The following is a 15,061-nucleotide window of genomic DNA, read 5'->3' as shown; positions in this document are numbered from 1 at the left end:
TTTACCTTACCCTTTCGTGGCAATGGTTGAGACATTCTCTTACAGCTTAAATTTAACTTTGTGTGATTGAATATAGTATTTTTCTCACTTATTTATATGAAATTTTTCTATTTAAGTATATTTATAAATATTGTGATAACCGCTGAATTCACAAAATCTATAAACAAACATCCTACTATGGGAACTGCAAAATATGGTGTTGGTGCAGGTCCAAACTTTGCAGCAAGTGCATCCATATTGGCTACCGCATTGGGTGTGGCCCCCATACCAAAACCACAATTAGCTGATGCAAATACTGCTGCTTCATAATCTTTACCCATAATTCTATATGTAATAAAGTATGCAAACCCACCCATAAGAATAGTTTGAGCTATCAACATTACTATCATAGGAAGAGCTAAGTCAAATAATTCCCATAGCTTCAATCCCATAAGCGCCATAGCTAAAAAGAATGATAAACTTATGCTTCCTATAGCTTCAATTTCATGATCTTCAATATGAATATTTTTGAAATCGCATAAATTTCTTATTATAGCTGCTGCAAGCATTGCTCCAATATATGATGGAAATGTAAGTCCTAAATCTTCTATAAGTCCAGAAATTATAGTTCCAATACCCATTGCTATAAATAGCCATGATACACCATTCATAAGCCTCTTTTGACACAAAACCGATGTATTATCCTCATGAAAATCACTTATTGGTATGTCATGATTTTCTCCTGGTGACTTAGGTGTTTTTAGACTATTTTTTTCAATTAAGTTTTTAGCTACAAAACCTCCTAAAAAACTCCCTACTACAAGCCCAAAAGTAGCTGATGCAAAAGCTACTGTAGTTGCTCCTGTAACTCCCATATCTTCTAAAAGTGGTCCAAAGGAACCAGCTGTTCCATGGCCTCCAACCATAGGTATAGATCCAGTGCATAATCCAAGTAATGGACTTAGTCCGAAAACCCCAGCTAAAAGAGAACCTAATAGATCTTGTAATATAACAAGTAGAATAGAAATACCTAAAAATACAAATACTTTAGCCCCACCTTTTTTTAGTACCCTTACACTAGCAGTAAATCCAACGCTTGTAAAAAAAGCTGTCATAAATATGCCTTGAAGTGTTGTATCTAAGGTAATGCTAACTGATCCTGTAAGTCTTAGAGCTAAAATCAATATAGCAAAGATAAGTCCGCCTATAACTGGTGCTGGTATACAGTATTTCGAAAAAAACTTTATTTTAACCCTCAAATAATACCCTAAATAATATACTATTGTTGCTAATGCCATAGTTTCAAATAAGTCCAGCTTAAATTCCATATCTCTTATCCCCTTCATATATTTTGCATAAATTTTATTTTATCATCTAAATAATGACTTCTAAACTTCACATTATATTAAACCCTAAACTAAAGCTAAGAATCTAGTTTAATTTAGTATTGGTATTTGTGCCTAAGGTTATTCTTTCTCAAACTCTATTACACTCTTATATAACCAAAAAAAAAGCCAAGGATCATCTCAGCTTTCATTTCATTTATCTTATCTAGTTTTTAATTTAAGATAGAACAATAGTCCAACAGCACACCATATTATAAGAGCTATCATTGATTCTTCTCCAAGACATGCTGGCGACATTGGAAGAAGTAATAATAAAACAAATAGTATGCTTATAAGAATCCCTAATATAGAAAATACTTTTCCCGATTTTGTAGTGCACTTTTTATAGGCTATGAATGAAACATAGAAGTATGCTATAGCTGCACCTAAAGAAGACATATCTACAATCCAAAGTATTACCTCTCTTCCAAACCAAGGTGCTATTAAACTGATGCCTGCTATAAATAATATAGAGTTTTTAAATACATCATTTTTATTTAAATCACCCATTTTCTTTGGCAGCATTCCGTAATTTGCTATAGAACCTAAGAGCTTTGAACTGCAAAGCATAAATCCATTTATTCCACTCCATACTGCTGCACTTAAAGCTATTATAAGCATAAAGAAAAATGCCTTTCCTAAAGTTCCTTGCACTGCACTTCCTGTTGCCCACTCCAAAGCTGACGCTTCACTAGAACTAAATGCTAACGCAGTTATTACATTTAATATATTATAAATTGATGTACCTATTAATAATGAAATAATTGCAATTAGAGATGCTTTTTTAGCTGAAAAGTTAAACTCTTTACTAAGTTGAGGTATTGCATCAAATCCTACAAATGCAAATGGAGTTATTGCAAATACTTTAGCTATTCCACCTAGGTCAAACTTATAATTTGTAATGTAATTAGCTGCAAAAGCAGTTTTATCTCCTTTTATAAGCATTCCTGCAAAAACAAGAGCGACCATTGATATAAGCGCAAATATTATAAATTTCTGTACCTTGCTTGTTTCTTTAACTCCTCTTATATTTAAATAAGCAAAAATTAATATTACTAAAGTAGATACAAGTATTTCTCCTAAGTAGACATTATATCCTGCTACATTATATAAATAACCAAATTCCAAAACTCCCCCAACCAGTTTTTTTATAACTAATGGAAAAGCTGTTGCATTAAGTGGAATCATGGTGAAATAAGCTAGTGTCAAAAACCAGCCAACTATAAATCCATGACTCTTTCCTAAATTATTATATGTAAATGAAAATTCTCCACCCTCTTCATTCTGGCTGTTCATCATGACTTCATAATTTTTTTCAATTATAACAATGCATAATGCTCCAAATACAAGTCCTAGAGCTGTATTTATAACTCCACCTTCCTTTAGAAACTTAGTTCCTGGAAGCATAAACGAACCCCAGCCTATGATTGCGCCTACTACTATTGAAAATAAGTCTAAACGCCCTAAGTATTTCTTCATAGAGTTTCCACCTCCTTTTTTAAATAATAAAACTACGATTAATACCTATATAGGTTTCTTTAATCGTAGCCTTATTATTATTAATTTACCTTTTTTATTTTATCTTGTCATTATTTTTTTGTATATTATGTTTCCGAAGATTCCGCCTAAAACTAAAAATACAAGGAATATCCATCCTGATAATGAGAAGTTAGCTATTGGAGTATATAAAGCTCCTACATTACATCCATTTGATAATCTTGTACCAAATCCCATAGCTAAACCACCAACTATATATATTAATGCTTCTTTAAAAGTTATTGATAATCCAGCCTTGAAAGTCTTTACAAAGTCTCCTGCTAAAAGTAATGCTATAAGTGTTCCTAATATTATACCTGTATTTTGAACATTCATACCATTTTGGAAGAAAGGTGCTGTGAACATTTCTACTGGTTTACTTGCAAAAGCTGCTATACTTTCTGGAGATACTCCAAACGCTACAAGTAATCTACCAAACCAAAAACCATAAGGAGTAGATGCTCCCCATCCTGCTTTAGTAACTCCCATTAAAAGTATAAATATACTTCCTATTGCAACTGCTCCTATGCCAAGTGTCCATGGCTTTACGAATAATCTTTCGTATATAGAGTTGTATGACTCTTGTTCTTTGCGAGCTTTTTCTTGAAGTACTTCTGTCTCTACATCAAAATATTTTTTCTCCGATTTTCTCTTGTCTTCATACTTCTTAGCTATCCAAATTGTTATACCTGCAAATATTGCTGTTAGTATTATTGCTCCCAAATATCCTTCTAATCCATCCCATTTGAATAGGTCTGGAAGGAATACACCATCCTTAAAAGTCTCAGTTGATATTAATGTCTCTTTTATCCAAGGTGCTGTACTTTGAAGTGGAAATCCTAAATATACTCCCATTCCAAAGAATACAAGTGTTATTAAAGCACGAGGCATTCCTGTAACTACATCAGTAAGAACTCCTGATGCACAGCAGCTTGAAAAAGCCATACCTAAACCGAATATTAAACCGCCTAATATAAGTCCTAAATTAATTGGGTTAACCCATAAATCGTATTGAGTTACGTCTTGTCCTATAAAGAAACAAACACTTACTACTGCGCTTCCTAAAAATAATATCATTAGCATTCTCATTAATTTTGTAGAACCGCTTCTATAACTTCTGTTTACTCCACCTGCAAATCCGAAGAATGATCTTGTTAATGCATAGCCTAATCCTAATCCTGCTAGTAGTCTAAAGAATAACATAGGACTACCAAGATTAACTTTTCCTACTATTAAAATCGCAGCAAGCAGCAGAAATCCAATAATATATTCCATATTCTTTTTCATAATTTCATCTCCCTTTAAAATATTTATAATATATATGAATTTAAATAATTAATTAAAATTGTAGTCTGTTACTATCTTTTCTCTTCCAGTAACCATATCATTGAAATACTCATGGAAGCTTATTCCCATAAATCCACCTGATACATTGTATATGTTGTTAAAGCCTAAATGACCTAATGCAACACATGCATTGTAGCTTCTTTGAGCACTTCTGCAGTGAAGATAAACTGGTCTATCCTTTGGTATTTCATTTACTCTGTCTCTTATTTCACTTAGAGGTATATTCTTTGCTCCAACTATATGACTTAGTTCATACTCATCAGCTTCTCTAACGTCTACTATAAACGCGCCGCTTTCTACTAAATCTCTAACTTGATGCACATAAACTTGTTTGAAACTTCCGTTTAATATGTTTGTAGCAACTAATGCAGCCATATTTACAACATCTTTTGCTGTTCCAAATGGTGGCGCATAGCAAAGTTCTAAATCTGCTAAGTCATAAACTGTTCCACCAAATTTTATTAATGTAGCTATTATATCAACTCTTTTATCTACATTTCCACGTCCAATAGCTTGAGCACCTAAAACTCTTCCTGTTGGAACTTCGAAGATAAGTTTAAAGTGAAGTGGTTCGCTGTCTGGCATCAACCCAACTTTATCTTGAGGTATAACTCTTACTACATCATAATTTATATTTAATTTTTGAGCCTTTATAAGTCCTTCTGTAAGTCCTGTTGATGCTCCGTTAAAATCAAAAACTTGAATACATGAAGAACCAATAAATCCTGTATTTCTGCTTGGTATTCCGTGAATATGATTTGCAACTGCTCTAGCCTCTTTTTGAGCTGGTCCTGCAAGAGCAAGCTTTGTTTTGCTGTGTGTTAATGCATTAAATACTTCTACAGCATCTCCTACTGCGTATATATCTCTATCATTAGTTAAGTAGTTTTGATCTACTTTTATAGCACCAGTCTCTCCGATTTCTAGTCCTGATTTTTTAGCAAGGTCAGTTTCTGGAGCAACACCTATTGCCATAACAACTGCATCTGCAGCAACTTTCTTTCCTGATCCTAAGACTACAAGGTTCTTTTCAAATGAGTCTACTTTATCTCCAACTATAAGATTAACTCCGTTATCATAAAGTGATTTATGTAATATCTGAACCATATCATAATCAAAAGTTCTCATTATTTGATCCATTGCCTCAACTAAAGTAACGTTATATCCTGCTTCTTTTAGATTTTCAGCAACCTCAACACCAATGAATCCTCCACCGATAACTGTTATATTCTTGGCTCCATTATCCTTTATAAAAACATTTAATTTTGCTATATCTACAACATTTCTTACTGTAAATAAATTAATATCGGAAATTCCTTTTATAGGAGGAACTATAGCCTTAGCTCCTGGAGATAGAACAAGCTTATCATAGCTTTCTTTGTGTTCTTTTCCTGTAACAACATTTTTTACAGTAACTTCTTTGTTTTCTCTATCTATTTCAGTAACTTCACTGAATACTCTTGCATCAATTCTGTATTGTTTGAAGAAAGTTTCTGGCTTCATAAGAACTAAATCTTCATGATCTTCAACCTTTCCACTCAAATGATATGGCAAACAGCAATTTGAGAATGAAACGTGTGGTCCTCTTTCAAACATTACAATCTCATTGCTCTCATCTAATCTTCTAAGACGTGCTGCTGTAGATGCTCCTCCAGCAACTCCTCCAACTATTACTATTTTCTTTCCCATTTCATACCAACCTTTCAATCTATATTTAAACTACTTACAAAGTTTTCAATATTGTTAAAAAAATATCTTACTGTTAAAATCATAACATAAATTAAAACCTGTGCATAATAAGAAAACTTTATTCATGATAAGTATTTCTTATATCAGTTAAAATTCTAAAAAACTTTACATTTTCTCTGATTGTAGGGTAAAATAAACTCATTATAATATATTGGAAGTGATAAATATGAATATTACATACTTACGTTCTTTTTATACAACCGTTAAATTTAACAGTATTTCAAAAGCAGCAAAAGATATGCATTTGACTCAACCTGGACTTAGTATGCAGCTTCAAAGCCTTGAAAATGAAATAGGTACGAAGCTTCTTAATAGAAGTAACAAGGGTGTGGAGCTTACCGATGAAGGCAAAGTTGTATATGAATATGCAGGTACTATGATATCATTAGCAGATAATTTGGAACGTGATTTAAAAAATATACAGAATAAGAAATCAAGTCTTGTAATATGTTCCTGTAAAAGCATAGGTGAGCATATACTTCCTTGCAGTATATATACTTTTAAAGAAATTCATTTTAATATAGACATTGCCATGGAAATATACAACTCTCAAAACGTGTTAAAAAAACTACTAAATCATGATGCAAATATTGGCATAATTACAGGTGTAGATATACCACAAAATATAATTGCTGCTCCTATCATGCATGATAATTTAGTCTTAGTCAGTGGGAAAGATGCAAAAGAAAGTACCATCACTTTAGATGAACTTACCAGTTTGCCTCTTATACTTAGAGAACAAGGTTCTGGCATTTTAGCTCTATTAGAAAACGAATTAAATGAAAAGCATTTAACTTTACATAATTTAAATGTTCTTATTTCATTAAATTCAGTGGAGTCAATTAAATCGTCAGTATCATCAGGCAGAGGATATGCTTTCCTTCCTGAATCTGTAGTAAGTCACGAACTAAAAACAGGTTCACTAAAAAAGATCTCTATTAAAGATTTCACTATCCCTTTTGACTATTATGTTGCTTTCAGAGACAACTATTCTTTAACTGAATATGAAAAGAAATTCGTTGACTTTCTTTCCTCAAAGAAGCGTTGTTTTTGCTACTAGAATTAGTGAAAAAATGAAAATTTACATATTATAAAATTTTAAATATCTTAAATAAAAAATCAGATTTGGTATATTTTTTGTAAATGAAAACAGGATCAGAAACAAATCGGCGATGATATAACCTCATTTTCATTTATGAGCGTAAAAGGAAGCTTTTGCTCCATAGTGATTACTCACCTATTTTGCAAAAGCTCCTTTTCTTTATTTCATAATATCATATTCATAAACAACTTTATCATTATTGTACATCTTTATCTTCTTATCCTTGTCATCAATTTCCCATTTATTGCAGTTTCGAAAACTTGAATACCTAGCCTCAGGACATACTCTTCTCTCCATGTTTGGAAACCAGTCCCTAGTTGGTGATATATAGTTTGGCAGCGCTCCTGTATCATAACGCTCTTCGTCACTCATTGCAAAATACATTACTCCCTGACCATTAGATAATGGGTTCGTGCTTTCAAAAGTAGGGTCAAAATGATAATTTATACCATCAATCTTCGCAATTGTCCATGCATGATGTGTTCCATTAATCATAGGCCCACCAGCCTCACTACATTCTATCCCAACTTGTCTAAGTAAAAACTCATAAATGCTGCTATAAGTCTGACAAAGACCGACCCCTTCCATTATTCCTTTATAGCTGCTATGCATAGGATCATCATCATAGGTTATGTGAGTTGCAACATATTTATAAAGCTTTAATGCCTTTGTAAAATCATCATCTTTTTCACTTAGATTATCATTTAATATTTCTTCTACCTTTGCTATAAAATCATTAACTTTGATCTTATATTCCCCTACAGGTATTTTGTATGTTATATTTATCTTCTTACTATCCACATCATAGGTGAAGTCATCAATAAATACTTTAGGAAAAAATCCTGCAAATATTCCTCTTGAAATCCTATCACATTGCTTTTGGGACTCCAGATCCATATTGACTTCTGTTTTCCCATCTATAACTGCATCTAATAACTCTTTATACCTATCATAATCTTCACCAATAAATTCCCTCTGTTCCTTTACCATAAGATATGGATTATAGTTGAATTTCTTTTTTTCTATCTCAGGTGCTTGTACAACAGTTTCCTCCTGTTTTGAAACTTCTTCTTTTGTGTCTTCAGCCTTAGTACATGCCCCTAATGTCAAAGTAATACTACATAGTAGCATCACTGCCAAATGTTTTAATACTGCTTTATTTTGTATTTTTAGTCTCGATAATTTCATTAATTAATGTCTCTCCTTTAATTTAAGTTGTACTTTAATAAACATATTCTACTTGCTAATCTCGCCGTTATATTTCCAAGTTTGACCATAGTTTTCACTAACAAGTTTTATATATTTATTTTTTTCATTGCTTAAGTTATCTTCATTTGTTCCCTGCCCTATATACATTTCTCCATGTTTTCCTGAAAACTTAGGAACATTAGGAGTGGTATATGAACTCTTTAACTCTTCTGGTATGGGAAGCTTTAATAATTCCCAAGATGTACCCCCATTTTTAGTCATATAAATATTATCTTTATTTGCTTTTGTAGTTATAAACCCTATATTTTTATTTCCAAATGAGATTCCTGTAGCAAAGCTCGTGCCTCCTCCATTTAGTACCCCCTTATATTTCCAACAATCACCATTATCGCTACTTGTGTATATATGTATATTTTCAAAGTTCATAGCCCTATCACCTGCAATTATTGCATATCCTAAACCGTCCTCTGTATATCCTATAAACTGCCTTCTCAACTCAAATCCAATTGAGGACGGGCCTCCTTCACAATTGCTAAGAAGCTGGCTAGTCCTCCAACTTTTCCCCTTATCATCAGATGCATAAACAATACTGTCTCCGTATATAAATGCAGTATTGTACTGAGAAATAAAATAGCTTCCTTCAAGTAAGTCCTTAGTTTCCTCTTGAGCTGATGCCATAGCCTTAAGAGAGCTTAGCGGTACTGGTACCTTAACAAAGTTAATACCATTATCATAAGTTACATAAACATCCTCACCTTCAATCTTATAGCCTTTATCTATATTTAGGATTTCAAGTTTTTCTGGTGTTTTTTCGGATTCTTTTTCAGTATCACTGATATTATGTTTGTTATCATCCGTATTAATTTTGTCATCCTTATTATCCAATATATAGCTGCACCCTATTAGATACACTGCCGAAATTACAACTGCTGCTAGTCCAATTATTCTTCTCTTTACCATATTTTCATCACCTTAACCAAAACTTTCTATTATAAATTTCATTATAACACCATATAGCTTTATGCTATTCCTAAGAAACTCTTAATTTGTACATTGAAAAAGCAGCGCCTAGATGAGAATCTAGAATCACTGCCTCTTTAATGAGTTGCTTTTTATTAAATTTCCTTAAAACATTTTTCATACACTATTTTGATGAATTCCTCATCACTGATATCTTTAATATCCTTATGAATTTCTATAAATCTATCTATAGATGAAAGTATAAAAATATTCTCCAGCTTATCTCTAGTTATAGAATAGACCTCCACCCCATTTGGAAAGTTAAATCTATCTGAAATTGCCTCTACATTATTATTTTCTTTCAATCCACTTAAAGCTCTTTTTTTATAAAAATCTATGATCCAAGAATGTTCGCTTTGAAGAATTTCGTAATCAAAACGATACTCATCATCATAAAAGCTTGAATACCTCATATATTTTGCAAGTATACTACTATGAAATCTTTCACGCTCTTTATCTTTCATAGCATCATTAAGATTAAAGTCTTCTGCAGTAAGTTTTATATTAGAAAGCTGTGATGGATTGTTGTCATCTATAGGCGACCTTGTTATAAACAATGCCAATATAATAAAGACTAAAATATAACCTTTCTTTAATTTATTTTTCCTCTTTATCCTCTTATAATCGTTATACGGTGTAAACTTGTGTCTTCTTTCACCGATTTTACTTCTCACTGCCCATATGAAAAAACTCATTATTTCCGTCAAAAGTATTGCTATAAATATCAAGTATAGTATTCCAACAAACAAGGAGGAATTAAAAGCTATGGCATATTTAATTCTATTTCCAATAAACTCAAAATAAAGCTGCATTGCAAAGAGTATAAGAATAGAAATTTTCATCAGTATCCGAGGTATTGATGCATTGAAAATATTCTTAAACTTTTCCTCATCATCAGTCTCAATGAGAATCACTTTATTCTCATCCTCTGTATAGAATATAAGAAGTTTATTTTCTTAGCATACATAATTCCATCCTGCAGCAATGCAGTATTCTCTATACTCTCTAGATTTTTCCGTGTCTTCTTCATCGTAAATGGACAGCCTTCTGCAGGCTTCAACTGAATATTTTAATTTCTTAGGTTCAATCCTTTTAAATTTAAAAAAATACTCATATATGCTCTCAAGAAGCCATCCCTTTTCTGCCATCATCTCTAGATATTCCTCAACAGCTGTACATTCATAAGTGAATAAATGAAAAATGTTACCTTTTTAGATTTGTCCTTTTTCATATTAGCCCTCCAATATATAAGATTTCTATATATTACATAGAGCTGTTCTCTACGGTCATCTTCAGTTAATCTTTAACATTATAGCAAAGTCTTGTCCAATTATAGTTTGAAACTATTTCTTAAAAGCACTCTTCATAGATAGTTCTCACAAAATCGTATTGGCTCATATCTTCAAAGTTGTTAAAAACTTTCACTATTGTATTAGGTGAAGATATAAGTAATATCCTTCCCCCATCTATGGAGTCAACATCTATATCCTTTGGTAGATTAAATTTATACGAAACTGATTCAATGTCATAGCCGTAACCCTTCATGTTTTTTATGATTCTATCTTTTTGAAGTTTTATAGTCCATTGATAATTACTTTTTAACATATCGTAGCTAATATGTCTGCCCTCTGTACCACCTGAATAATGCAAGTTTTCCGCCAATATACTTTTACTATACCTCTCATATATCTCTTCTGGATTTCCATCTTTATATCCTAAATCTAATAATGTAAAAGTTGATTTTTGTGGTAAATCTGAATCTTCTTCATTGCTATTATTTGTAATCATCAATCCAAACATGGTTATATTTATAGTAACAATTATGGTTATTAAAATTCCTATAACAGATATTGCAAACTTAGCAGGTTTTGAATATTTCCTTCTATTTATAAATTTCTTTATAAAAATCACTCCAAAGATTGATATTAAACTAATGCTAAACATAACTGCAATAATACTTAATATATCATTCGTGCTTGACACAGCAAATATTAATACAAGCATAGATATTCCAAGATATATTTTATTTAAGCAATTTTTTCTCTTAAGCTGCTTATAATTATTATAAGGAATAAATTCATCATTCTTTTCCTTAATCTTGCTCCTTATAGCCCATATAAAAAAGCTGATCACTGATGTTAAATTCATAGCTATAACTGATAGCATCATCACTCCGCTAAATAAGCTTAAATTTGAAGTAAGGTTATATTCTAAAGTTCCTTGAAAAAACTGCAAATACAGATTAAATCCAAATAATACTGCTACCAAAAGATTCATAAATACATTATATAATGATGATTTAAAGATAGCTGTAAACTTTTCTCTATTATCAGTTTGAATAGGTATAATGTTTTCTACATCCGACCTATAAAACACTTGAATCTTCCCTGCCTGACATATATACTTCCACCCTGCTGCTATGCAGTATTCTCTGTAGTCCATAGCCATATCTGAGTCTTCTGTATCCAAAACTGATATTTCGCAAAATGCATCTACTGAATATTTTAATTTTTTAGGCTCTATCTTTTGAAAAGTAAATAGACATCCATTTATCTTTTCTAAAATCCATCCTTTTTCAGCCATATCCTCTAAATATTCTTCCACCGCTGTACACTCATATGGCTGGTACATAAAGTACGTAGTTTTCTTATTCTTATCCCAAATCATCATACCCCTCCATCATAAAGCTTTTTCCATCCTCAACCATAGTCTCTAGTCTTCTATATTCATCTCTTAAAATCTCTTTTCCATAATCAGTGATTATATAACTCCTTTTTCTTCCTACTACTTCTGTCTCTCTTATCATATTTTCCTTTTGAAACTTTCCAAGAAGTGTGTACAAGGTTCCCGGTCCAACCTTCACACGGCCTCTAGAAATTTCAAGAACAGCCTCCATTATATCTACACCACATCTTTCTTTCATTAAAGACATCAAAATGTAGTACATAGGCTCTGTCAAATTTTGAAATTGCTCTCTTGGCATTTATATCATCCTTTCAATATCGATACTCGATATTTATACTTTAATTCTAATATCGTTATACGATATTGTCAACGTGTCTTAAATAAAAAAAGAAAAATACCACAGTGTTTTTCAAAATCCTGTAGTATTTCTCATATAGCTAATGTCCTTTATGCTTTTCTTTTCTCTTACTTTGCTTAAGCTTAAATTTTTCTGCCTCTTCTATACTCCTCTGAAGCTTAGTATGCTTTTTCTTCTCAAGTTTATTATTCTCGTACTGCTCTTTTAAAGCTACCTGAGCCTTTGTTCCAATGCCTTGTTCTTTAGTTTCTCTCTTTATTTTTCTTTGAAGCCTTTTAGGATTTTCTTTTTTTATCAGATATGAATTTTCTTTTTCCATTATAGCCCCGACAAATTTAAGTTTATTATACTTAGTTAATATAAATTCATAAATTTCCTCATCTTTAGGCTCATCTCCAAAAGTCACCTTGCTTACACTGTAACTCTTTCCTTCATGCTCTTCAAACACACCAACCCAAAATGGTTCTTCAAAAAATATGGTTAGTTTAATTTAAATATTATCCTATGGAGTTTTATTCCTTAGCCCTTATAATCCTGCCTTTTTAAATTCACCATGAAAAAAGTGTAATAATTTATGAAATGGTTTCTTAAATAATATTAGCAAAAAGAATCCAAATCCTAATAAAAGTAATATCAAAATATCCACCACCGTATTATGAATTTGTGGTCCTGCTATAGCTTCTCTAAATCCTAAAATAGAATAGGTAAATGGTAGATATGGATTTACAATTTGAAAAAACTTCGGATTTGTTTGTATTGGATATAATCCTCCTGCCCCTGCTATTTGAATGACCATAATAATTACTGCAATGGCTTTTCCCACATTCCCTAGTACAGAATCAAGGGTAAATATTATAACTGTAAATACTATAGAGGTCAAAATAGTCATAAACATAAACAACCCAAGGCTTTCAGGCACTACCCCAAGTATAAATACATCTCCGATGCTTATTATTATTCCCTGTATTAATGATATTGTTAAAAATATCAACATCTTACCAAAGTGCTCATGGATAAGAGTTGCTCCTTCTATATTTTCTAATCCCTTAAATTCCGTTGAAAGTATAGTGCTTGCTAATAGAACTCCTACCCAAATTGCTAGAACAGTGTAAAAAGGTGTAATCCCAACACCAAATACCCCTCCCTTATATACTTCCTCCTCCTTAACATCTATTGGTGAAGCTATAAAGTTTGAGATACTTTCCGGATTTTTCCCCATGATTGATATTATATTATTTATACTATCTTCATTGATTCCCTTAGTCTTGTTATTCAATTCATTTAAGGAACTTTGAAATTTTTGTAGCTTAGTGGCAGTGTCTCCAGCCTGCTTACTTGCTACTTCAGTTGAAGCTATACCAAAGCTTGCTAATGCATTTAATTGAGGAATAATTATCTTTGTACCCTCTAAAATATTATTTGCCATAGATGATTTATCCATAATCTTATTTGATGTAATATTTACAGCGGAAACTCCTTCTGAGTAAAAACTGTTTGAAAGCTGTATTAAATTAGCAGTAACTTCATTTGATACTTGTGATAAGGAATCTAATAATCCGTTTATATCTTTTGAAGGTGACCCACTATCAATACTTTTAGATATTGAATTTAATATATTTCTCTGTGCCTTAACTAACTCATTATTCTTATCTAACTTGTTTACTATCTTAGAGATGTCCTTGCCACTTTTAAGCGAATCGATAACACCAGAATACGTCATTGCTCCATTACTTATCTTGTCCATCTTGTTTAGATTACTGCTATACTCAGATGATTTTTCTTTTAATTGATTTCTAATACTAGAATTATTGATATTCTTTAGTTCTGCTATGAGCATCTGATTTTTTGAGTTTATCACTTGAATTTCCATCACATTATTTTTGCAATTAGTTAGTAGAGAATTTAATGCACTTTGAGTAATACCAATTAACTCTTTTCCACTAACGGTTGCACTTTGCAGATTTTCAATTTGATTTGAAAGTACAGGCAAAGTATTTTTTACTTTGTATAAATAATCTTCAAGAGAAACTGCATGATCAGTAGAATCATTTATTAATTTTATAGTTTTATCAATATTTTCACTGGTATAATTCATGGCATCTCGAATTTGAAATATTTCAGCTTTATTAGTCTGAAGTTCTCCTCCTAGTGAGTTCAAAAATGTAAAGGCTTCCTTATTAACGGTTTCCACAAAATTTGTTGTGATTTTTTTTGTAAGTTTGTCCTTTACAACTGCTGTAATTTTTGTTGCGATAGCATTTGCTTTTTCATTTGCCCTATAAATTATATCTGGCTTTTTGGGGTTTAATGTAACTAATGTAGCTAGTGAACTTGAAAAATCACTTGGAATCTCTATTAATGCATAGTATTTCCCTTCATTGACGCCATAATTCCCCTGCCACTGATCCACAAACTGCCAGCTAATTGAATTATCTTTTTTTAATTCTTCAATAATCTTTGCTCCAACATTTATATCTTTTCCTTCAAGGGATGTACCTCTGTCATCATTGACAACTGCGACAGGTAAATTGCCTGTATTGCTATATGGATCCCAACATGCCTTAATATTTATCCATGCATAAAGAGAAGGGATAGTGCAAAGTATAAGCACAGTTACTAGAGCAACTTTATTCTCTACAATTCTTTTAAAATCTTTTATATATATATACCAAATCTTCTTCATAGTGCTCC

The 15,061-nt window shown here is 31.8% G+C and carries 13 protein-coding genes; 1 reads left to right on the top strand and 12 read right to left on the bottom strand.

What is annotated here, in order from left to right:
* Positions 1 to 107: 107 nt before the first annotated feature.
* From gltS to KQH81_RS02310, 4 genes are all read right to left on the bottom strand, one after another.
* A complete protein-coding gene (gene gltS, locus KQH81_RS02325) occupies positions 108 to 1,307 on the bottom strand; it encodes a sodium/glutamate symporter (protein ID WP_027639339.1) in 1,200 nt (399 codons plus the stop codon).
* Positions 1,308 to 1,526: 219 nt separating this feature from the next.
* Complete coding sequence (locus KQH81_RS02320) at positions 1,527 to 2,843, bottom strand: APC family permease (protein WP_027639340.1); 1,317 nt, start codon at positions 2,841 to 2,843, stop codon at positions 1,527 to 1,529.
* A 99-nt stretch (positions 2,844 to 2,942) separates the two neighbouring features.
* The gene (locus KQH81_RS02315) at positions 2,943 to 4,187 is read right to left on the bottom strand and encodes a YeeE/YedE family protein (RefSeq protein WP_027639341.1); all 1,245 of its coding nucleotides are present in this window, start codon (positions 4,185 to 4,187) and stop codon (positions 2,943 to 2,945) included.
* A gap of 48 nt (positions 4,188 to 4,235) precedes the next feature.
* Complete coding sequence (locus KQH81_RS02310) at positions 4,236 to 5,936, bottom strand: FAD-dependent oxidoreductase (RefSeq protein ID WP_027639342.1); 1,701 nt, start codon at positions 5,934 to 5,936, stop codon at positions 4,236 to 4,238.
* Between the two features lie 226 nt (positions 5,937 to 6,162).
* Between KQH81_RS02310 and KQH81_RS02305 the strand changes: the two genes are divergently transcribed.
* Positions 6,163 to 7,056, top strand: coding sequence for a LysR family transcriptional regulator (locus tag KQH81_RS02305; protein ID WP_027639343.1), 894 nt, complete (start codon positions 6,163 to 6,165; stop codon positions 7,054 to 7,056).
* A 201-nt stretch (positions 7,057 to 7,257) separates the two neighbouring features.
* Here the strand turns inward: KQH81_RS02305 and KQH81_RS02300 are convergent, their stop codons facing one another.
* From KQH81_RS02300 to KQH81_RS02265, 8 genes are all read right to left on the bottom strand, one after another.
* Positions 7,258 to 8,286 (bottom strand): transglutaminase-like domain-containing protein, encoded by a 1,029-nt coding sequence (locus KQH81_RS02300; RefSeq protein WP_027639344.1) that lies wholly within the window; start codon positions 8,284 to 8,286, stop codon positions 7,258 to 7,260.
* Between the two features lie 48 nt (positions 8,287 to 8,334).
* Positions 8,335 to 9,267, bottom strand: a complete 933-nt coding sequence (locus KQH81_RS02295) for a WD40/YVTN/BNR-like repeat-containing protein (RefSeq protein ID WP_027639345.1) — start codon at positions 9,265 to 9,267, stop codon at positions 8,335 to 8,337.
* A 155-nt stretch (positions 9,268 to 9,422) separates the two neighbouring features.
* Positions 9,423 to 10,241: a hypothetical protein gene (locus KQH81_RS02290; RefSeq protein WP_027639346.1), complete on the bottom strand. Its 819-nt coding sequence runs from the start codon at positions 10,239 to 10,241 to the stop codon at positions 9,423 to 9,425.
* 42 nt (positions 10,242 to 10,283) lie between these two features.
* Complete coding sequence (locus KQH81_RS02285; protein ID WP_268254228.1) at positions 10,284 to 10,529, bottom strand: DUF2812 domain-containing protein; 246 nt, start codon at positions 10,527 to 10,529, stop codon at positions 10,284 to 10,286.
* Positions 10,530 to 10,677: 148 nt separating this feature from the next.
* Entirely contained in the window at positions 10,678 to 11,994 is a 1,317-nt protein-coding gene (locus tag KQH81_RS02280; RefSeq protein ID WP_081670339.1) for a DUF2812 domain-containing protein, read from the bottom strand.
* Positions 11,981 to 12,310, bottom strand: a complete 330-nt coding sequence (locus KQH81_RS02275) for a PadR family transcriptional regulator (protein WP_074846104.1) — start codon at positions 12,308 to 12,310, stop codon at positions 11,981 to 11,983. The genes KQH81_RS02280 and KQH81_RS02275 overlap by 14 nt, the downstream gene beginning before the upstream one ends.
* A 139-nt stretch (positions 12,311 to 12,449) precedes the next feature.
* The gene (locus KQH81_RS02270) at positions 12,450 to 12,860 is read right to left on the bottom strand and encodes a YjdF family protein (RefSeq protein ID WP_027639349.1); all 411 of its coding nucleotides are present in this window, start codon (positions 12,858 to 12,860) and stop codon (positions 12,450 to 12,452) included.
* A 36-nt stretch (positions 12,861 to 12,896) separates the two neighbouring features.
* The gene (locus KQH81_RS02265) at positions 12,897 to 15,053 is read right to left on the bottom strand and encodes a YhgE/Pip domain-containing protein (RefSeq protein ID WP_027639350.1); all 2,157 of its coding nucleotides are present in this window, start codon (positions 15,051 to 15,053) and stop codon (positions 12,897 to 12,899) included.
* Positions 15,054 to 15,061: the final 8 nt, after the last annotated feature.

Source organism: Clostridium cadaveris (genome assembly GCF_020911725.1).
GTDB classification, from domain to species: domain Bacteria; phylum Bacillota; class Clostridia; order Clostridiales; family Clostridiaceae; genus Clostridium_X; species Clostridium_X cadaveris.
This window is presented reverse-complemented; position numbering and strand designations above follow the sequence as displayed.

Coding starts and splice junctions, on each gene's coding strand:
- gltS (WP_027639339.1), bottom strand. CDS start 1,307: ATGGAATTTAAGCTGGACTTATTTGAAACTATGGCATTAGCAACAATA.
- KQH81_RS02320 (WP_027639340.1), bottom strand. CDS start 2,843: ATGAAGAAATACTTAGGGCGTTTAGACTTATTTTCAATAGTAGTAGGC.
- KQH81_RS02315 (WP_027639341.1), bottom strand. CDS start 4,187: ATGAAAAAGAATATGGAATATATTATTGGATTTCTGCTGCTTGCTGCG.
- KQH81_RS02310 (WP_027639342.1), bottom strand. CDS start 5,936: ATGGGAAAGAAAATAGTAATAGTTGGAGGAGTTGCTGGAGGAGCATCT.
- KQH81_RS02305 (WP_027639343.1), top strand. CDS start 6,163: ATGAATATTACATACTTACGTTCTTTTTATACAACCGTTAAATTTAAC.
- KQH81_RS02300 (WP_027639344.1), bottom strand. CDS start 8,286: ATGAAATTATCGAGACTAAAAATACAAAATAAAGCAGTATTAAAACAT.
- KQH81_RS02295 (WP_027639345.1), bottom strand. CDS start 9,267: ATGGTAAAGAGAAGAATAATTGGACTAGCAGCAGTTGTAATTTCGGCA.
- KQH81_RS02280 (WP_081670339.1), bottom strand. CDS start 11,994: ATGATTTGGGATAAGAATAAGAAAACTACGTACTTTATGTACCAGCCA.
- KQH81_RS02275 (WP_074846104.1), bottom strand. CDS start 12,310: ATGCCAAGAGAGCAATTTCAAAATTTGACAGAGCCTATGTACTACATT.
- KQH81_RS02265 (WP_027639350.1), bottom strand. CDS start 15,053: ATGAAGAAGATTTGGTATATATATATAAAAGATTTTAAAAGAATTGTA.